Source organism: Streptomyces sp. OZ13 (assembly GCF_052068155.1).
Taxonomy (GTDB): Bacteria; Actinomycetota; Actinomycetes; order Streptomycetales; family Streptomycetaceae; genus Streptomyces.
Map to the genome: position 1 here is coordinate 1 of NZ_JBQHCZ010000014.1, position 19,555 is coordinate 19,555.

At 70.9% G+C, this 19,555-nt stretch carries 11 protein-coding genes; 3 read left to right on the forward strand and 8 right to left on the reverse strand.

Annotated features, from left to right (window positions below):
• Positions 1 to 400: 400 nt before the first annotated feature.
• Entirely contained in the window at positions 401 to 4,240 is a 3,840-nt protein-coding gene (locus tag ACTMTU_RS26705; RefSeq protein ID WP_441266003.1) for an endo-alpha-N-acetylgalactosaminidase family protein, read from the reverse strand.
• 232 nt (positions 4,241 to 4,472) lie between these two features.
• Here ACTMTU_RS26705 and ACTMTU_RS26710 point away from each other — a divergent pair, with 232 nt between their 5' ends.
• Complete coding sequence (locus ACTMTU_RS26710; protein ID WP_441266149.1) at positions 4,473 to 5,684, forward strand: glycoside hydrolase family 64 protein; 1,212 nt, start codon at positions 4,473 to 4,475, stop codon at positions 5,682 to 5,684.
• Positions 5,685 to 5,767: 83 nt separating this feature from the next.
• Here the strand turns inward: ACTMTU_RS26710 and ACTMTU_RS26715 are convergent, their stop codons facing one another.
• A complete protein-coding gene (locus tag ACTMTU_RS26715; RefSeq protein ID WP_441266004.1) occupies positions 5,768 to 6,277 on the reverse strand; it encodes a hypothetical protein in 510 nt (169 codons plus the stop codon).
• Between the two features lie 265 nt (positions 6,278 to 6,542).
• On the opposite strand from ACTMTU_RS26715, the gene ACTMTU_RS26720 reads away from it, so the two are divergent.
• Positions 6,543 to 7,163: a YceI family protein gene (locus ACTMTU_RS26720; RefSeq protein WP_441266005.1), complete on the forward strand. Its 621-nt coding sequence runs from the start codon at positions 6,543 to 6,545 to the stop codon at positions 7,161 to 7,163.
• An 83-nt stretch (positions 7,164 to 7,246) separates the two neighbouring features.
• Here ACTMTU_RS26720 and ACTMTU_RS26725 read toward each other — a convergent pair whose 3' ends face one another.
• The 4 genes from ACTMTU_RS26725 to ACTMTU_RS26740 all read right to left on the reverse strand — a co-directional run bounded on the left by ACTMTU_RS26725 (position 7,247) and on the right by ACTMTU_RS26740 (position 14,347).
• A complete protein-coding gene (locus ACTMTU_RS26725; RefSeq protein WP_441266006.1) occupies positions 7,247 to 8,434 on the reverse strand; it encodes a S8 family peptidase in 1,188 nt (395 codons plus the stop codon).
• A gap of 142 nt (positions 8,435 to 8,576) precedes the next feature.
• Positions 8,577 to 9,953: a hypothetical protein gene (locus ACTMTU_RS26730; protein ID WP_441266007.1), complete on the reverse strand. Its 1,377-nt coding sequence runs from the start codon at positions 9,951 to 9,953 to the stop codon at positions 8,577 to 8,579.
• A gap of 145 nt (positions 9,954 to 10,098) precedes the next feature.
• Positions 10,099 to 13,185, reverse strand: coding sequence for a glycoside hydrolase family 3 N-terminal domain-containing protein (locus ACTMTU_RS26735; RefSeq protein WP_441266008.1), 3,087 nt, complete (start codon positions 13,183 to 13,185; stop codon positions 10,099 to 10,101).
• 181 nt (positions 13,186 to 13,366) lie between these two features.
• Positions 13,367 to 14,347, reverse strand: coding sequence for a LacI family DNA-binding transcriptional regulator (locus ACTMTU_RS26740; RefSeq protein WP_441266009.1), 981 nt, complete (start codon positions 14,345 to 14,347; stop codon positions 13,367 to 13,369).
• 308 nt (positions 14,348 to 14,655) lie between these two features.
• On the opposite strand from ACTMTU_RS26740, the gene ACTMTU_RS26745 reads away from it, so the two are divergent.
• On the forward strand, positions 14,656 to 16,515 hold the full coding sequence (locus ACTMTU_RS26745) for a ricin-type beta-trefoil lectin domain protein (protein ID WP_441266010.1): 1,860 nt from the start codon (positions 14,656 to 14,658) through the stop codon (positions 16,513 to 16,515).
• Positions 16,516 to 16,563: 48 nt separating this feature from the next.
• Here ACTMTU_RS26745 and cimA read toward each other — a convergent pair whose 3' ends face one another.
• Positions 16,564 to 18,177: a citramalate synthase gene (gene cimA / locus ACTMTU_RS26750; RefSeq protein ID WP_441266011.1), complete on the reverse strand. Its 1,614-nt coding sequence runs from the start codon at positions 18,175 to 18,177 to the stop codon at positions 16,564 to 16,566.
• 774 nt (positions 18,178 to 18,951) lie between these two features.
• On the reverse strand, positions 18,952 to 19,506 hold the full coding sequence (locus tag ACTMTU_RS26755; RefSeq protein ID WP_441266150.1) for a TetR/AcrR family transcriptional regulator: 555 nt from the start codon (positions 19,504 to 19,506) through the stop codon (positions 18,952 to 18,954).
• Between the last annotated feature and the right edge of the window lie 49 nt (positions 19,507 to 19,555).

Consider the following 19,555-nt stretch of genomic DNA (forward strand, 5'->3'; position numbering starts at 1 on the left):
TCACGGGCCGTCAGCTTGCCCTTCGCATGCTGCGCCTCGGTCGCCTTCTCACTCGGCCCCCCAAGCGCCTGCTCACGGATCTCGTGCAGCTCGGCAACCCGGCCACGTGCGTCGCTCGGCTCGCTGGTGGTCTCGTCCAAAACGGTCATGCATCGACCCTACGGATCCGAACAAGGAAACCCTGCCGTCGACTCTGCACAGTCTCGCGCCCGTTCTCCTGTCGGGCTTGAACAGAACCATTCCGCACCGAGCGCCAACCACCAGCTCAGGACGGTGCGGCTTTGTGGAGGTCCGACAAGCATGTGGGCTGAGAGTCGCCTCACAGCCAGGACGCGCGGAGTACGCCGCTCGGGTTATCCGGGGGGCGGCCCAGCGTACCGGGCCGCCCGCCGGAGGGTGCTCAGCTCCCGCAGTGGAAGCGGGCCGCACCCCAGTCGGCATGGTCGTTGCCGTTGCCGTCCCCGCCGTCGCCGGCGACCAGCTCGACGTAGTCGGCGCCGGTGATGTCCGCGGTCAGGGACCAGGCCGGGTCGGCGGCCTTCAGCACCGGGGAGGCGGTCTTCTCCGTGCCGTCCGCGACCACGCTGAACCGTACGGTCCCCCGTGACGTCTGGACGTCGTCCACGCCCACCTGGGCGGTGAAGGTGGTGCACTTCCCGCCGAGGTAGTAGCGGATCCTCGAGGGCGCGTGGCTCCCGAGCCCCTTCTCGAACACCACTCCCCCGATTCGCAGCGGGCCGCCGTCACCGGTACCGGTCTCGCCGTTGGACAGGTCCCGCTCGACCGGGCCCCAGCCGTTGGCGGCGGACGTCCAGTCCAGGTCGCTCGCCCATGCGTCGGCGGTGGGCGGTGGCGGAAGGGTCCGCACGGAGGCGGCCGCGGTGAGCTCGCGGGCCGAGCCGCCCACGGTGTACGTCGCGGTCGAGCCGAGGGAGTACGCGCGGTACTCCGCGTCGGCCGGCGGCGTCACCTGCCAGCTGCCGGTGACCTTCGCACCGGGCGCCACCGTCTCGAACGACACCGGCCCCGCGGGCTCCGCCGTCCAGCCCTCGGGCAGCCGGAGCGCCAGCCGCACATCCGCGGCCGCGGTCTGCTCGTCGTTGGTGAAGACGGCCTTGACCTCGTTCTTGTCGCCCGGTTCGAGGGCCTCCCCGGCGGTCACGCCGAGGGTGCCGCACGCGGTGGGCCGCGCAGCCGGGCCGAGGTCGGTGACCGTGAAGGCGTCCATGACGAAGTCGGCGCCGTCCGGCGCGTCCGCGCGCTTGCGCAGCCCGGTCCAGGTGTCGCCGCAGCCCGCGGTCACCGTCTCGGAGAAGTGGCCGGTGGTCCGCTGCTGCCCGACGGGCGTACGGCGTCGCTCGACGGAGCCGCCGGCGGCCCGGTCGTAGCCGGTCACCCACTCGTAGGCACCGGCGTGACTGGACTGGTAGTCGTACTCGACCCGGTAGCTGTGGCCGTCCTTCATGGGTACGGTCCAGGAGGCGGTGCGGTACACGAGTCCCGTGTTCTCGTCGTGGGCCTTGAGGGACTCCTTGCCGCCGAGCACGTCGTCGATCAGTTTTCCGTTCCAGCCGGCCTGGGTGTACGGCGCGTGCAACTGGCTCACATGGGTGCGCGGGTCGGTCGCGCCGCCCGCGTCGCCCTTGAGGAACGGCCCCCAGCCCTGGTCGACGGCCTCGAAGTCCTCGTACACGAGCGCGCCCTGCTTGGTCGTGGGCGCGTTGGCGACGATCCGTACGTCGTCGGTCCGGACCCGCGCCGCGCTGCCTGCCGCGGCCTCGATCTTCAGGGTCACCGCCTCGTCGGGTGCGGTGAAGTTGACCTTGGCGCGCTGGAAGTGGGTGCCGTGCCAGTCGGACGCGGCGACCTGGTCCTTGGCCGTGGAGCGTTCGACCGTGACGGAGCTGCCGCCGGCGGACAGTGTCGTACGGCGGGAGCTGCCGGGCTCGACCTCGACCCACGCGGACGCGGTGTACCGCTCGCCCGCCTTCAGCCCGGTGATCCGCTGGGACAGGGACGCGGCGCCGGGTCCTTCGAGTGCGGCGCTGTTGCGGCCGTGGCCGTCGGTGTGACGGGTGACGCCGCCGTCCTTGGTCCACGCGTCGAGCGAGGCGTCGTTGAAACCGGGGTCGGCGACCGGGCCGCCCTCGCCCCAGCGGGCGTCGCGCTGTTCGGGGGCGCGGTCGGGGTGGAGCACGTACGGCTGTCCCGCGGTGGCGGTGAGGCTGATCCGGCCGCCTTCGGGACGTACGGTGCCGGTCTTCACCCGGCCGTTGTCGGTGAGCTTGTAGACGGTGTACGGGCCGTTGCCGTCCACGGCCCAACTGCTGGTGCCGCCGCTCTTGTTGTAGTGGTACAACTTCTCGCCGCCGGCCCAGGGGAGCAGATAGCGGTCGCCGTCGAGGACCTTGCGGCCTTCGTCGTAGAAGGTGCGGCGGCCGTCCTCCACGGTGCCGCGCAGACCGCCGGTGAAGCGGATGTCATTGCCGTTCCAGCGGGTGATCCGCTCGTGCTGGAGGTATTTGGCGGGCAGGTCCCGCTGCCAGATGTTGTCGTAGAAGGCGTTCCAGTCGGTCTCGCCGGTCCAGCCCTCGAAGTCCTCGAGGGCGGTCTGGCCGAGGACCGGGTGGTTGTTCCAGACGTCCTTCTCGCCGTTGCGGATGAAGCGGATGATCTGGGAGTTCAGGCCCTTGTTGGTGGCTCCGCCGTAGTCGAGGTCGTTGGCCCAGTGCGACCAGAGCGAGGCCCGCTCGAACTTGTCCGCCCATTCCGTGCCGACGGTCCACCCCTGGCGCTGCACGGCCTGGATCGTCTTGTCGGCGATCCAGCCGTGCGTGTAGTAGACGTCGATGTAGAGGAAGTCCAGGTTGCGGTGCGTCTCGTCGCGCAGCTGCTGGAAACGGCGGGCGAGGTCACCGCTGTTGATGTCGCGACGCTGGTCGATGTAGTAGCTCTGGTTGAGCCAGTTCCAGCCGGGCTTCGTCCTGTCGACGAGCTTCTCGTCGAAGGCGTTCGCCTCCGGGTAGGACTCGGTCGCGTTGACGTGCACGCCGAAGTCCGCACCCCACTTCTCGCCGTGCTCGAGCAGCTTGTTGAGGTCGGTGAGGCCGCCGGCGCGCTTGTTGTAGTTGCCGCCGTAGTCCGGGTGGGCGGAGTCGTGGCCCTCTGAGCCGTATCCCTTGAGCACCGCCAGCTGGCCGAGGCCGTCGGTGGCGAGCGAGATGCGCTTGACGTCGTCGAGGGTGCGCAGGAAGGGGTGGGTGGCCTGGCTGGCGAAGTTGAACGGGATGTGCGTGACGACCCGCTCGGGCGTGGCGTCGCTGCCGGGCGCTGTGATGCCGATGGTGCGGAAGGCCACCGCGCCGTCCTGCCAGTCGACCTTCCGGTCGCCGTTGGCGTCCGCGGTGACGACGACCTTCGCCCAGGGCAGGCTGTCGCCGCTCTCGGGCTCCGGCGCGCCCGCCCCGCGGTAGGTCCACTGACCGGACCAGACGCCGACGCGCACGGTACCGTCGGGCGCCTTGCGGGCCTGGTGCCAGAAACGGGCGTCGTCCCCGCCGGTCGGCCCGCTGGGCCTGTCGTAGGAGGAGTTGGATTCGACGGCGGCCGCCAGGGTTCCGGAGTTGACGATCGCGTAGGAGGCGCCGACGGGGGCCGTCTCCGCGGGGGTGCCGGCGGTGACGTCCGCGAAGACGTCGGCGGTCCGGGTCGAGTCGGGGTCGAGGCGGGTGAACGCCGTGGCCGCCCCGGGCTCCGTACTGCCGACGGACACGAGGTCGTGGCCGGGTATGTCGATGGTGCCCACCCGGAAGGCCTCGGTGTCGCGTACGGCGGTGACCTTGAAGGTCACCGCCCGGCCGGAGACCTGAAGGACGGCGTCAATCTCCACGCCGGGCAGTGCGGGGAAGACGAGCGCATAGCGCGCGGCGGACCGCTCGACGCGGGGTGTGCCGGCGGGACGGACCGCGTACGGCTTGCCGTTGAGGGTGACCTCGGTGACCGGAGCGGTGCTGCCGAGCAGCACGGCTCCGGACGCGCGGTCGGTGTACGACAGGACGCGGGGGAAGTCGTCGGCGACGGTGACGGACAGCGCGCCGGAGCTGATGACGGGCCCGGCGCCGGAGGCTGTCACGGCGCCGGGCCCGTCGGCAGGTGACGCCGGGAACGCGGGCCCGGCCAGGGCGAACACGGCACAGGAGGCGGCGGCCAGCGCGCCGGCCGCACGGAATCTACGAGGCATGGGGCATGGGTAGTCCCCGGCTCTGCGGGCGTCAACGAAGTCGGAGGCCGGGGCTCCCGGCAGTCCAACAACCACCGCTCTTTAGTCCAAGTCCCCCAGGGCGGTGACGACTTGTGAACGCGTCGACACTCTGAGAGCGCTCTCAGTCACAACTATTGACGTCTGCCCCACCCGTCGCAAGAGTGGGACTCCCCCCACAACAGCAGGAGTTCATCCCGTGATATCCCGCCGTATGTTCCTCACTGGTGCCGCCGCGACCGCGACCGCACTCACCTACCCCGCCTGGGGAAGCGCTCTCAGCCCCGGTGCGGGAGCAGCGCCCGCCACCTGCGAACTGGCCCTCGAGAACAAGTCGCTGCCCGGCACGGTCAACGCCTATGTGACCGGCCACGAGGACGGCTCCGGGGACTGGGTGCTGCTCCGCGCCGACGGCAGCGTCCACAAGCCGGCCGACCCGCCGGCGCCCGGGACGCCGCTGCCCGTCGACTGCGCCATCCCCCTCAAGGGCGCGGGCGAGGGGCCGGTCGTCCTCACCCTCCCCCGGATGTTCGGGGCGCGCGTCTACTTCGTCCGCGACGACAAGCTGGACTTCTTCGTCAACCCCGGCCCCTCGCTGGTCGAGCCGGCCTTCGCCACGCCCGCCGACCCCAACTACGGGCGCACCTGGTCGTTCTGCGAGTTCACCTTCAACTCGCAGCAGCTGTACGCGAACATCAGCTATGTCGACCTGGTCACCGCGCTGCCGATCGGCCTCACCCTGACCGGCGACGCGACCCACGCCGTCGCACCGCTGCCCCAAGGGGCCCTGGAGAAGATCGCGGACGACCTCGCCGCACAGGCCGGCCGCGACGGGCAGCCCTGGGACAAGCTGGTCATCCGCTCGGACTCCGGCACGGTGCTGCGGGTGATCTCACCGCAGACGATCATGGCCCCGTACTTCGACCGTCCGGCGGAGATGCCGTTCCGGGACGTCTTCGACGGGTACATCGACAAGGTCTGGGAGAAGTACCGCTCGGAGGACCTGCGGGTGGACCTGCAGGGCGGCCGCGGCGCGCTCTCCGGGCGGGTCAGCGGCGACGTGCTGGCCTTCGATGGCGGCCACACCTTCACCAAGCCGTCGTCGCGGGACGTCTTCACCTGCAACCACGGGCCGTTCGCCAACAACCCCGCCGATCCCGACGACAAGAAGGCACTGCTGGCCCGGATCTCCGCCGCGTTCAACCGCAGCACCCTGCTGACCCATCCCGACCAGCCGAACGGCGCGACCTCGGCCGACTACTACCGCGACCCCACCACCAACCACTGGTCGCGCATCGTCCACGCCAACTCCCCCATCGGCTACGCCTTCCCCTACGACGACGTCCGCCCGGACGGACAGCCGGACGTCTCCGGCGCGGCGCACGACGGAAATCCGAAGCGGTTCACGGTGAGCGTCGGGTCCTGATCGCACGTATCACCCGGTAGCACGTGCGGGCGTCCGGTCCGGGGGGCCGGACGCCCGCACGGCTTTTCGGTGGACCGGCCGGATCAGCAGCCGCCGCAGTTGTAGTACGTCACGTCCCAGTGGTTGCCCTCGTCGGCGTAGATGTTCCCGGAACCGGACCGCCACTGGGGCGCGCCGTCGCCGCGAACGCCGATGTACGCGAAGTTGTTCTTGATGTAGTTCCCGACGCAGGTGTACTTCGAGTAGTCCAGCTTGTAGCCGTTCCAGTGCGAGTAGGTGCCGCCGGCGTGGCCGGTCTCGGTGCCTCCCGTGATGTTGAGAGCACAGCCGCTGGCGCTCTTGAGCGTCTGGGCGCCCTTCGCGGTGGCGAGGTTGAGCTGCTCGAAGGACGTACAGGTCGGGTTGTTCCGGTCGGAGCAGCCGCCGGACGAGGACCAGGTGATCCCGGACGAGCGGAACATCGAGGTCGCCGTCGCATGGCTGATCTTGGTGACGGCGTGCGCGTCGGTCGCGGTGGTGAGGACGCCGAAGCCGGGCGCGAAGAGCGCGCCCGTGACGAGCGCGAGCGCGCTGAGGACGGAGCGGATTTTCATGGCGGGGGGATCCCTCCTGCTGATGACCGTGTCTGGACCGTGCTTCCGGTGGGACGGCAGTGCAGGTGGAGCAGGGAGATCGTGCCCGAGTTCTACGCGCGTCCGCCAGAGGGCGTCGGCATCTTCCGGGTGAACCTTCGGGCGGATCCGGCGAAACCTTCCCGAGAGATGTTGAAAGTTGTACGGAATAGGTCTACAGTCGAAGTCGTTGAAGCTTAAACAACAGCGCAGGGAGCTCCCCGGCGCCCGTCCCCAAGGAGCAGACATGGGCCTCTTCAACCGCAAGAACAGTGACACCGCCGTCGCGACCGCCACCGCGCAGGTGGACCCCGCCCTGGCGGCACTGAGCGGCGAGTACACCATCGACCCCGCGCACAGCAGCATCGGCTTCACCGTCCGGCACGCCATGGTCACCAACGTCCGCGGCAGCTTCGGCGAGCACGAGGGCAAGCTGGTCCTCGACGGCACCGAGCCCGCCCGCTCGACCGCCGCCATCGACGTGGCCATCGCCTCCATCGACACGGGCATCGCCGACCGCGACGGCCACCTGCGCAGTGGTGACTTCTTCGACGCCGAGACGTTCCCGAAGATGACGTTCCGTTCGACCGGCGCCGAGCAGCTCGGCGGCGACAAGTACCGGATCAGCGGCGACCTCACGATCAAGGACGTGACGCGCCCCATCGCCATCGACCTCGAGTTCCAGGGCTCCGCCACCGACGTCTACGGCAACGAGCGGGTCGGCTTCGAGGGCGGCACCGAGATCCTGCGCTCCGACTGGGGCCTGACCTGGAACGCGGCGCTGGAGACCGGCGGCGTGATGGTCAGCGACAAGGTCAAGCTGAACTTCGACATCTCCGCGATCAAGGCCGCCGCTCCGGCCGCCTGATCGCACCGCACGCACCGCCACGGCGGGGTCGGGACCTCCCGGCCCCGCCGGCGCGCGTCCGCAGTCTCTCTGCCGGGGTGATGTCAGAGGCCGCCGGTGTGGAGCAGACGGTTCGGGGAGCCGGGGCTGATCCCGGTGATCACGTCCTTGCTGGACTTCTCGACGATCCAGTCGGCGACCTCGGCCGCCGTCGCGGTCGGATACTTCGACTTGTAGAGGGCGGCAACGCCCGCGACGTGCGGGGAAGCCATGGAGGTCCCGTTCATGTCGACACTGCCCCCACCGAGCTTGGCCGAGACGATCGAGGCGCCGGGGGCGTAGACCGACAGGCAGGACCCGAAGTTGGAGAAGTCGGCCTCCTGGTCGGAGGCGTTGGTCGCCCCGACCGCCAGCACGCGTTCCGCGGAAGCGGGAGAGACGTTGCAGGCGTTCTCCGTCTCGTTGCCCGCAGCGACGACCGGCAGGACCCCGCCGGCCGCGAGCGCGTCCGCCGCGTCGTTGACCGCAGTGGATTTTCCGCCGCCGAGGGAGGCGTTCAGCACGGCCGGCTGCTCGGCGTTCGCCGCGACCCAGTCCATGCCGGCGATGACGCCCGACAGCGTGCCGCCACCCTCGCAGTCCAGCACTCGGACGCTCACCAGCGACGCCTTGCGCGCCACGCCGTACGACGAGCCGCCGACGGTGCCCGCGACATGCGTGCCGTGGCCCTGGCAGTCCTGCCCGCGCCGCCCGTCACCGACGGCGTCGTAGCCGAAGACTGCCCGGCCGCCGAACTCGGCGTGCCCGTAGTCGATGCCGGTGTCGAGGATGTACGCGTTGACGCCCTGGCCGCTGCCGGCCGCCGTGAACGCGTCGTCCAGAGGCAGTGCACGCTGGTCGATGCGGTCGAGACCCCATGACGCGGCGGGCGCCGACGAGGACGCGGGCGGAGTGCTCGCGGTGACGGTGGCGTCCTCCTCGACGGCCACGACGCCAGGCATCAGCCGGACCTGCTTCAGTTGATCGGCAGTGAGGTCGGCGGTGAATCCGCGCAGCGCCGTCCCGTAGGTGAACAGCGCCTTGACGCCGACCTCCCCCATCATCACGCTGGAGTCCGCGGTCCGGGCGAGGGTCACGATGTAGCGCCCCGGTACGGCGTTCGCCGAGCGGTGCAGCGGCGCCATTTCGGGGGCGGGTGCGGAGCGGGCGTGCGCGGACAGCGGACCGGCTGCCGCGAGGACAGCGGTGACGGCGAGGGCGGAGAGGGCTCTGATTCTGGTTCGGTTGCGCATGCACCCGAGACAAGCACGGCGTGTAACGCTTTCCTACTGTCGGTAACCGTTTCGAATCGAGCCCCCACGGTTGCCGTACACCGGGCCGCTGGCACGCCTGCTCCGTCCGGCGCGGCGTTCCGCACCGGACGGGAGCCGGGATCTAGAAGCCTCCGCCGCCGAAGTCCCCGCCGCCGAAGCCGCCGCCGCCCCAGTCACCGCCGCCACCGAAGTCGCCGCCGCCACCGAAGTCGGACGAGTCGAAGTCGCCACCGGAGTAGTCACCGCCGCCGTATTCGCCGCCGGTGAACTCGCCTCCGCCGTAGTCGGCCGCGTAGGCGGGGGTGGCGAGCATATGGCCGAGCATCGTGCCCATCAGCAGGCCGGGCAGGATGCCGCCGCCGAAGTAGCCGCCCGCCCAGGGACCGTAAGCGGGCCCGGCCTCCCAGTAGGGGCGGCGCCCGGCGCCCGTGTCGACGGTGCGCGCCAGCGGGTCCTGGCCTTCCTCGACGCGGGCCGCGTCGGCCGCGCAGACCGGGACGTCACGCGCGGCGCCGCCCGCCGGCGCCCAGGAAATGTCCTTGACCGACAGACCGTGGCGCGGGTCGAAGAAGCAGGGTGCCCGGCGTTCGGGAAGGGGCCGCCCCTCACGGCGCGCGGCCAGTACGGCGAGCGCGAACCGGCCGTCGTCCAGGGCCTCCGTGACCCCGCGGACGTCTCCCGGGTGCTGCGCGGCGGCCATGCGGGACTTCGCGGTGTCGTACGAGTCGAGGGCCCGCTCGTAGTCGGCGCGCATGGCGTCGTCCGCGCCCTTCTCCGAGGGGTGGAAGTCCAGCCGGTCGAGTTCCTCGCCGAACGCGGTGATGTCCTCGTCGACGACGACGCGGAGGCGTTCGAGGGCGGCCCGCTCCTCCTCCGCCTTCCGGCGGCGCTTGTTGCGGACCATCGCGTAGGCACCGGCACCGCCCGCGGCCGCGACCGCGCCGAGGACGATCAGACCGCCGGCTCCGACACCGTCCTCCTCACCCGATCCGGGGTCCCAGGATGCGGGAGCGGTGCCGTCGACCTGAGGCAGGGCCTGGTCGACGAACTTGTCCAGCTGGACCACGGCGTCGACGGGCGCGCCGCTCTTCACCGAGGCGGTCAGATTCTCGACGGCCCGGTTCGGCATCACGACGGAGTCGGCGCCGGCGTCGAAGCCGTCGCCGAGCCGGACGGCGTACAGGCCGGTGATACCGGTCTCGGTGCGCAGATTGCGCAGCAGATCGTCCGGCGGGAATTCGGCGGTGGCGGGCAGTACGGCCACGAAGACCGGCTTGTCGGCTTCCTCGATCCGGTCGGCCAGCGAGGCGGCCTCGGTCTGCGAGACCTGGCCGGTCATGGCCGGGTGGACGTACACCGGACCCTCTCTCAGGGCCGCGGCGGCGTCGGACAGCCCCGAAGCCCTGACGGCGGCGCCGGACGCAGGAGCCAGGATCATGAGCAGCATCATTGTCAGCCCCGCGAGGGCCGACACAAGAGTGAACGGCCGTGTCCTCATACCCTTGACGCTACCCGAAATAGGGATAAATAAGACATACGTCTGAGGTGCGGGCGAAACAGCCCGGAGCGAAATGCTCGCCGGACCCTCGGCGGATGATCGACGGCGGCACCCGCCCTGCCGGGTGCCGCCGTCGAGCGTGTGATCAGCCGGCCCGGTAGGCGGCGGTCAGCTTGGCGACCGCACCCGCAGGATCGCCGGTGAGCAGCAGGTGGTCCGCCTCCGCGAACGGCTTCGCCGAAGCCTCGGTGATCTTCCCGCTCATCTTCTGCTGGACGATCAGACGTGCCGTGCCGACCAGTTCCCTGGCCTGCTCCGACCTGCCCCGGCCGGTCGCCTGGAGGACCTTCGCGGCCACGGAGACGGCCTTGAGCGTCAGCTCACCGCCGCCCGGTGTCCTGCGTGTGGTCAGGCCCCAGCCGTAGGGGAACTGCGGGTCGTACGCGGCGTCGCCGACGTTGATCGGCAGCTGCGCCTCGGACTTCGGCCAGGTGACCGGGAGCTGCCCGGTGAACGGACGGGTCCCGTACAGGACGTCCGCGACGCCGTCGCCCTCGGTGCCGGGCAGCCAGGACGCGACGAGCGCGTCGATGCCGTCCAGCCGGTCGCCGATCAGCTGCGGCCGGCCGGAGACGACCAGGACGGCGCACTTCATCGCGGCGCAGACCTTGTCCACGGCGGCCTTGTCGGCGGCGGTCAGCTCCAGGTCGTGGCCGTTGCCGACATCGCCGATGCCTTCCGCGTACGGGGTCTCTCCGACGACGACCACGCCGACGTCGTAGCCGTCGGTGGCTGCGGAGGCGTCCTTGGAGTAGTCGATGGTGGCGTCGGGGGCGGCCCGCTTCATGCCTTCGAGGATGGTGGTGCCGGTGGTGATCTTGCCGGAGGAGCCCTGCCAGCTGATGGTCCAGCCGCCGGCCTGGTTGCCGAGGTCGTCGGCGTTGGAGCCGGCGACGTACACCTTCTGCGACTTCTTCAGCGGCAGCACGGCGCCGTCGTTCTTCAGCAGCACCTGCGACTTGGCGACGGCTTCCCGGGCCACCGCGCGGTGCTCCGCGGAGCCGACCTCGTCCAGGTTCCCGGTGTCCGCGTACGGCTTCTCGAAGAGGCCGAGCTTGAACTTCTGGGTCAGGATCCGGGAGACGGCGTCGTCGACACGGGCCTCGCTGATCCGCCCGGCCGTCACCTCGTCCTTCAAGGTGCGCGTGAACTCCTGGTAGTTGGTCGGGACCATGATCATGTCGAGGCCGGCGTTGACGGAGGTGCGCACGTCGCTCGGGTAGTCGCCGGGGATCTGGTCGATGGCCTGCCAGTCGCTGATGACGAACCCGTCGAAGCCCATCCGGTCCTTGAGGACCCCGTTGATCATCTCGGCGTGGGCGTGCATCTTCACGGGTCCGGCGTCGTCGCCGATGATGTCCAGCGACGAGTACGAGGGCATGACCGTGCCCGCGCCGCGCTTGACGGCCTCCGCGAACGGCGCGAGATGCACCGCCTCCAGTTCCTCACGGGTGACCTTGGTGACGCCCTGGTCGATCGTGTAGGAACCGGTGGACGACGAGCCGAACTCGGTGCCGCCGTCGCCGACGAAGTGCTTGGCGCTGGTGAGGACCTTGTCGCTGCGGTCCAGGTCCTTGCCGTTACGGGCGCCCTGCATGCCCTGGATCACCGTCTCCATGGCGGTCACAAGGGCCGGGTCCTCACCGAACGCCTCGTAGGAACGCCCCCAGCGCTCGTCGCGGGTCACGCACAGGCAGGGCGCGAAGTCCCACGGGATGCCGGTGGCGCGCACCTCCTTGGCGGTGACCGCGCCGGTCCGCTCGGCGATCTCGGGGTCGCGGCCGGCTCCGATGCCGATGTTGTGCGGCATGATCGTCGAGCCGATCACGTTGTTGTGCCCGTGGACGGCGTCCACGCCGTAGATCAGCGGGATCTGGTACCGGGTGGCCTGGGCCCGGAGCTGGTAGGTGTCGACCATCTTGGCCCACGCCTCCGGCGTGTTCGGCGTCGGCACCGAACCACCGCCGGAGAGCAGCGAGCCGAGGTCGTAGGAGGCGATGTCGCCCTGCGACTTGAGGGCGTTGCGCTCGGCCTGCGTCATCTGGCCGGCCTTCTCGGCGAGGGACATGCGCGAGAGCAGGTCGGCGACACGCTTCCTCACAGGCAGCTCGGCGTTCTGGTACGGCAGACCGTGGGCGTTCACGACGACTTGGGGCGTCTCGGCGGGTGCCTTCGCGCCGGTGACGGTCAGCCGCAGCGGCACGGTCTCCGCGGACTCGGCCGTCCGGTCCTTGCTCGTTCGCACGGCGACCGTACGGGACTCCCCGGAAGCCGTGCCCGCCGGGAAGGTGACGGAACCGGTGACCGGTTCGTAGTCCGCCCCGGCCTCCGCGCTGCCGCCGCCTGCCGTGTACTCGACGGTGACCGGCTCGTCGGTCGGGACGGAGCCGGTGGTGGCGACGGAGATCTTCACCTGGGCGGTGCCGCCCTCGTCGACCGGGTACACGGCGGCGTCGGTGACGACCTTGGCCTTGAGGGCCGGGTCGGCCTTCCCGTACAGCTCCATGCCGTCGACGGCGAAGGAGCCGGGGGCGCCGGTGGGGAGGGTGAGCGCCCAGCCCCACATCTCGTTCAGGCCGAGGACCTGGTCGATGCCGCCGACGGGCTGGTAGTCGGCGCGGTAGACGAAGTCGGCGAACGGGATCTCGACGAGGTGCCAGCCCTCCCAGTCGTCGGTGAACGAGGTGGTCCACAGTTCGGACGCGCCGCCGTTCGCGCCGCCGTCCTTGATCTCGAAGTTGATGCGCTTGCCCGAACCGGGCGGCAGGGGCGCCGTGTTCTGCCCGTACCACCAGAAGCGGATGCCCTTGGACGCCGTCCAGTCGCGGGGCGCCTGGTCGACGGCGTACTCGTGGCTGAGACCGCCCCAGCCGCTGATGTCGTAGGAGCCTTCGAGGACCTTGCTGCCCTCGGGTGCGTCGGCCCGCTCCTCGAACTCCAGCCTGGGCCGGTCGTCGGCGTCGCTGCCCCAGGTGAAGATGCCCTCCGCGGGCGGGGCGGCGAACGGCACCTCGCCCTCGAAGCGGTCGACGGGGACAGGCGCGGGCTCGTCGGCGGCGGCGCTCGGCAGAGCTCCGGCGATCAGCGACCCGAGCACGGCGGTGGCTGCGAGAAGGGCCGTACCGGCCCGACGGGGTCCGGGGCGTGGTCGTGGCCGGCGTGATCCTGGCATTGCGGCTCCTTCGGTGCGACATGGGTGTGGCGCGGATTCGGCAGGATGTGGCAAGAGGCGGTCGGTGTGCGGACGGCGGGGCCCCGGTGGTGCACCGTCCGGCATGGCAGACCGGGTCGAAGGGGGCCTGTGGCGGGGCATACGGCGCCGCCCGCGGGCGCGGACCGGCGGAGGAGCGGGGTCAGCCGTCGGGCGCGGAGCCCCGGACGACGAGCTCGGTGGGCAACACGACCGGCTCGTCCGGGATCGCCTCGCCGCCGAGCCGCGCGAGCAGCAGCCGGGCCGCGGTCTCGCCCATCTCCCGCATCGGCTGGCGCACGGTGGTCAGCGGGGGCGCGGTGTGCCGGGCCATGGGGATGTCGTCGAAGCCGACGACGGCGATGTCGTCGGGCACGCCGCGGCCGGCGTCCCGCAGGGCGCGCAGCACCCCCGCGGCGATGAGGTCGTTGTGCGCGAAGACCGAGTCGAAGGGCGTCCCGTCGCCGAGCGCCCGCGCGACGGCCTGCCGGCCGGACGCCTCCGTGAACTCCCCCTCCAGGACAAGAGCGTGGGGCAGGATCTCCAGGAAGCCGTCCGTCCGGTCGCGTACACAGCCGAAGCCCGCCGGACCGGTGGCCACGAGGGGCCGGGTGCGTCCGGCCGCGAGCAGATGCCGGGCGGCCGAGGCTCCGCCCTCCCGGTTGGTGGTGGCCACGGACGGGAACTCGGGGTGGTGCCCGCGGTCGTCGATGAGGACGACGGGGAGTCCGCGGCGGTGCATCGCGGTGATGGTGTCGAGGGTGTTCTCCGGTTCGATGACGAGCAGTCCGTCGAACGCCCTGGCCGACACCTGGCTGGTGAAGTGGTCGACGGACTCCGCGCCCCGGTTGCAGGTGAACAGCAGCAGGCCGTAGCCGGCCGCCTCGACGGTGTCCACGACGCCCTGGAGCACCTCGCCCATCCAGGGCCAGGTGAGCGGCGGCGTCAGCATGGCGACGGTACGGCTGCGGCCGCGGGCCAGACCGACGGCGCCCGAGCTGGGGACGTAGCCGAGCGCACCGATCACTTCACGAACACGGGCGGCCGTGGCGGCGTCGACATCGGCCTTGGTGTTCAGCACCCGGGAGACGGTGGTCTTGCTGACACCCGCCTCACGTGCGACGTCGGCGATGGTGACACGCATCGAAGGGCCTCCGCGTCGAGCCTCTGGTACCGGTACCGGTACCGGAACCGCTGCCGGAACCGGTTCCGGCGTGGTGCGCAGAGTCAACCGCCAGGCGGTCATGCCGTCAATACTTCACACCGAAATCCGCTGAAACCCAAGTGCGGGGCAGGCGTGGGGAGTTATGCGTTCAGGATCTGAATGCGCGAAGTCTTGACGGGTGCCCCGTGCGGGAGTTCACTCACGCCCCGTCCCCCACACCGAGCCGAGAGGTCATGCTCATGGCGAGACTGCTGGCAAGACGATCACGACGACCGGCCCGACGACCGATGAGAACCGTCCGCATCCTGCTGGCCGGCGCGCTCGCCACGGCGGGCCTCACCGGCCTCACGGCCGGCAGCGCCCAGGCGGCGGGTGAACAGGTGAACGTCTGGCTCACCACGACGGACGACAGCGGCGGCCGCCATGTCACCCGCGGACTTCAGCAGCAGGCACCGATCCACTTCCAGTCGGGCACCGGCGGTGGAGGCACCAACATCACCGTCGACGAGAACACCCGCTACCAGACGTTCACCGGCGGCGGCGCGTCCTTCACCGACACCGCGGCCTGGCTGATGAAGGGCTCCGGCGCTCTGTCGCAGGCGACACGTGACGCCACGATGCGCAAACTGTTCTCGCCCACCGACGGCATCGGACTGTCGTTCATCCGCAACCCCATGGGCGGCTCCGACCTGGCGCGCTTCGGATACACGTACAACGACCTGCCGGCCGGGCAGACCGACCCGTCCCTGTCGAGGTTCTCGATCGCGCACGATCTCCAGGACGTGCTCCCCCTGACGAAGCAGGCCGAGCAGCTCAACCCCTCGCTGACCCTGGTGGCTTCGCCGTGGACCGCCCCGGCGTGGATGAAGGACAGCGGGCAGCTGAGCGGCGGCTGGCTGAAGGCCGAGAACTACGGCACGTACGCCGATTACTTCGTGAAGTACCTTCAGGCCTGGCGGGACCAGGGCGTCCCGGTCGACTACGTCACCGCACAGAACGAGCCGACGTGCTGCGGCGGATACCCCTCGATGAGCTGGAACGCCTCGGGGCTCGCGTACTTCACCAAGAGCGAGCTGCTGCCGGGGCTCGCGGACGCGGGCCTGCCCACGAAGGTGCTGGCGCACGACTGGAACTGGGACACCTACGACGCGTACGCGGCGCAGACCGTGAACGACGCGGCGGTGCGCAGCCACCCGAACTTCGGCGGGGTGGCCTGGCACGGCTACGGAGGCAACGTCTCGAAGCAGACGGACGTCCACAACCAGTACCCGCAGCTGGACGCCTTCCAGACCGAGCACTCCGGCGGCACCTGGATCGCGAACCAGCAGCGCGAGGACATGATGAACATCATCGACTACACCCGTAACTGGGCGAAGTCGGTGACCAAGTGGTCCCTCGCGGTCGACCAGAACCGCGGCCCGCACAACGGCGGCTGCGGCACCTGCGACGGCCTGATCACCGTCCACAACGGCGACTCACGGCACGGCCAGGTGGACTACACGATCGAGTACTACACGATGGGCCACCTCACGAAGTTCGTGAAGCCGGGCGCCCACCGGATCGCGTCGACCGGCAGCTCGGCCGTCCCCAACGTGGCCTGGCGCAACCCCGACGGCTCCAAGGCCCTCATCGCCTACAACGACTCGTCGTCGGCTCAGACGATGACCGTCAACTGGGGCGGACAGCGGTACACGTACTCGCTGCCGGGCAAGACGTCCGCGACCTTCACCTGGTCGGGGACGCAGTCGGGCGGCTCGGACCAGTCCGGCGCCCTGGTGGGCCTCGGCGGCAAGTGCCTCGACGTGGCGGGCGGTTCCTCCGCCGACGGCACGCCCGTCCAGTTGTGGGACTGCAACGGCTCCGCCGCGCAGCGCTGGACGATCCGCTCCGACGGTTCCGTGCAGGCGCTCGGCAAGTGCCTGGACGTGACATCGGGCTCGACGGCGGACGGCGCGAAGGTGCAGCTCTACACGTGCAACGGCTCGGGCGCCCAGCAATGGCGCCACGAAGCGGGCAGCGGGGATCTGGTGAACGTCCCCGCGGACAAGTGCCTCGACGCGTCGGACAACTCCTCGGCGAACGGGACCCGGGCACAGATCTGGTCGTGCACGGGGGCCGCGAACCAGAAGTGGCGGCTTCAGGCCTGAGCACGAAGCGAAGGGGGCGGCCCGGTCGCCCGGGCCGCCCCTCGCGCACTACTCCGTCGGCTCGACGCCCGCGCGCAGCAGACCGTAGGTGTACGCGTCCTCCAGTGCCTGCCAGGACGCGGCGATGATGTTGTCCGCGACGCCGACCGTGGCCCATTCGCCGTTGCCGTCGCCGGTGGTGATCAGCACCCGGGTCGTCGAGCCGGTGCCGTGGCGGCCCTCGAGGATCCGGACCTTGTAGTCGACCAACTCCAGCTTCGCGAGCTGCGGGTAGATCCGCTCCAGGCCCACCCGCATCGCGCGGTCGAGCGCGTTGACCGGTCCGTTGCCCTCCGCGGTGGCGACGATGCGCTCGCCCTTGGCCCACACCTTCACGGTGGCCTCGTTGGCGTGCGTACCGTCCGGGCGGTCCTCCACGATCGCCCGCCAGGACTCGGTGCGGTAGTAGCGCCGGGCCCTGCCCTCCGCCTCCGCGCGCAGCAGCAGCTCGAACGAGGCGTCGGCGGCCTCGTAGGTGTAGCCCTGGAGCTCGCGCTCCTTGACGCGCTCGACGACGCGGCCGACCAGCTCACGGTCGCCGCCGAGATCGATGCCGAGCTCCTTGCCCTTGAGCTCGATCGAGGCGCGGCCGGCCATGTCGGACACGAGCATCCGCATGGTGTTGCCGACCAGTTCCGGGTCGATGTGCTGGTACAGGTCGGGATCGACCTTGATCGCGGAGGCGTGCAGGCCGGCCTTGTGTGCGAAGGCGGAGACACCCACGTACGGCTGGTGGGTGGAAGGCGTGAGGTTGACGACCTCGGCGATGGCGTGCGAGACGCGGGTCATGTCCGCGAGCGCCCCGTCCGGCAGGACGCGCTTGCCGTACTTGAGCTCCAGCGCGGCGACGACCGGGAACAGGTTGGCGTTGCCGACCCGCTCGCCGTAGCCGTTGGCGGTGCACTGGACGTGGGTGGCGCCGGCATCGACCGCGGCCAGGGTGTTGGCGACGGCGCAGCCGGTGTCGTCCTGGGCGTGGATGCCGAGGCGCGCCCCGGTGTCGGCGAGGACGGTGGAGACCACGGCCTGGACCTGGGCCGGAAGCATGCCGCCGTTGGTGTCGCAGAGGATCACCACGTCGGCGCCGGCCTCGTGTGCGGTCCGGACGACGTTCTTGGCGTACTCCGGGTTCGCGCGGTATCCGTCGAAGAAGTGCTCGCAGTCGACGAACACCCGCCGGCCCTGTTCGAGCAGGTAGGAGACGGTGTCGCGGACCATCTCCAGGTTCTCCTCGAGGGTCGTGCGCAGCGCGAGCTCGACATGGCGGTCGTGGGACTTGGCCACCAGCGTGACCACGGGGGCGCCGGACTCGAGCAGCGCCCTGACCTGCGGGTCCTCGGCCGCCTTGCCGCCGGCGCGGCGGGTGGCGCCGAAGGCGACGAGCTGGGCGTGGCGGAAGGTGATCTCCTTCTGCGCGCGGGCGAAGAACTCCGTGTCGCGGGGGTTCGCGCCCGGCCAGCCGCCCTCGATGAAACCCACGCCGAAGTCGTCCAGGTGCCGGGCGATGGTCAGCTTGTCCGCGACCGTGAGGTTGATGCCCTCGCGCTGGGCGCCGTCGCGCAGCGTCGTGTCGAAGACATGGAAACTGTCGTCGACCTGCGTGTCCTGGCCGTTGGTGGTCATGCTGTCCTGACTCCTGTCGGATGAGTGGCTCCGGAATGTCTGGCTCCACTTGCCCCCATCATCGCGCGCGGCTCGCATTCGGCCGTGGGTGAGGCCGTAAAACGAAAAAACCCCTCGCGGGTGCGAGAGGTCTGCGCGCGGGTCTGGGGCACGGTGCCGCCTGCCGCGGGATTGCTGTCCACGGGTCAGCGGTCACTGCGGACCGGCGCGCTGCTGCCGATAATCATGGCGAACGAGAGCACGGGGGAAGTCTGCCACAGGTGCGCCGCGGGCTGGACGGGAGTCTCACGATGCGGTCGCCCCTGGGGGGCGGGTCCGCTGCGCGGGGCGGGTGCGCTGCGACGGGGCGGGTCCGCTGCGCGGGGCGCGCTGCGGGGCGGGGCGCGCTGCGCGGGGCCTTTCCCCTACCCGCCCCTTCCCGAAACCGGGCTCCGCCCGGACCCGGCACCGCGCGAAGCGCGGTGTTTCGGGGGCTCCTCCCCCTACGCCTGGCGGCGTGGGGGGACCCCCACCGCACCCCCGCGCCTCAAACGCCGGCGGGGCTGGAGTTGCCGGCAAGGCCGGAGTCCTCCGCCGGCGTGGCTGGATGCCGCGCAGCGGCATTTCCAACCCGCCTGTGGGCACCTCCCACGGCCGCCAGGCCGTAGGGGGAGATTGAGGGCACCGCGCGAAGCGCGGTACGCCGCCCGCAGGGCGGCACGGGGTCCGGGGGCGGAGCCCCCGGTTTCGGGAAAGGGGCGGGGAGGGGAACAAGACCGCGCGCCGGCCGCGGGGTCAGTGGAGCAGGGACTCCCGCACGAACTCCCCCACGTGCGCCAGCACCTGCTCGCGGCCCGTGCCCGGTATGCCCACGGCGACATGCACGCTGAAGCCGTCCAGCAGTGCGCGCAGGCGGGCCGCGAAGCGGTCGGGGTCCACCGGGCGGAACTCGCCGCGGGAGACGCCCTCCGCTATGAGCGCCACGAGGTCCCTGTGCCAGGCGCCCTCGATCGCCGCCTGGCGGCCGTGCATGTCGGCGTCCGCGTTCTGCGAGCGGTTCCAGACCTCGAGCCACAGCGTCCAGTGCGGGTCGCGCGGCCCGTCGGGGACGTAGAGGTCGACGTACGCCTCGAGCCGCTCACGGGCCGGCGCCTGCCGGGACAGCAGCGCGCCGCGTTCCGCGCCGAGGCGGCCCTCGCTCCACTCCAGCGTCTGCAGGAGCAGCTCGTCCTTGGTGCGGAAGTAGTAGAGGAGGTGCCCGCTGCTCATTCCGACCTGCCGGCCGAGCCCGGCCATGGTCAGCCCGTCGAGCCCGCGCTCCGCGATGGTGGCCATGGCGGCGGCGAGCAGCTGCTCGCGCGGTGGGGCGGACTGGTTCCGGCGGCGGGGGCCGGCAGGG

What these genes read in the sequence shown, in the direction of transcription:
- ACTMTU_RS26710 (WP_441266149.1), top strand. Translation starts at nt 4,473, where the DNA reads ATGTTCCTCACTGGTGCCGCCGCGACCGCGACCGCACTCACCTACCCC.
- ACTMTU_RS26735 (WP_441266008.1), bottom strand. Translation starts at nt 13,185, where the DNA reads ATGCCAGGATCACGCCGGCCACGACCACGCCCCGGACCCCGTCGGGCC.
- ACTMTU_RS26730 (WP_441266007.1), bottom strand. Translation starts at nt 9,953, where the DNA reads ATGAGGACACGGCCGTTCACTCTTGTGTCGGCCCTCGCGGGGCTGACA.
- cimA (WP_441266011.1), bottom strand. Translation starts at nt 18,177, where the DNA reads ATGACCACCAACGGCCAGGACACGCAGGTCGACGACAGTTTCCATGTC.
- ACTMTU_RS26745 (WP_441266010.1), top strand. Translation starts at nt 14,656, where the DNA reads ATGAGAACCGTCCGCATCCTGCTGGCCGGCGCGCTCGCCACGGCGGGC.
- ACTMTU_RS26725 (WP_441266006.1), bottom strand. Translation starts at nt 8,434, where the DNA reads ATGCGCAACCGAACCAGAATCAGAGCCCTCTCCGCCCTCGCCGTCACC.
- ACTMTU_RS26705 (WP_441266003.1), bottom strand. Translation starts at nt 4,240, where the DNA reads ATGCCTCGTAGATTCCGTGCGGCCGGCGCGCTGGCCGCCGCCTCCTGT.
- ACTMTU_RS26715 (WP_441266004.1), bottom strand. Translation starts at nt 6,277, where the DNA reads ATGAAAATCCGCTCCGTCCTCAGCGCGCTCGCGCTCGTCACGGGCGCG.
- ACTMTU_RS26740 (WP_441266009.1), bottom strand. Translation starts at nt 14,347, where the DNA reads ATGCGTGTCACCATCGCCGACGTCGCACGTGAGGCGGGTGTCAGCAAG.
- ACTMTU_RS26720 (WP_441266005.1), top strand. Translation starts at nt 6,543, where the DNA reads ATGGGCCTCTTCAACCGCAAGAACAGTGACACCGCCGTCGCGACCGCC.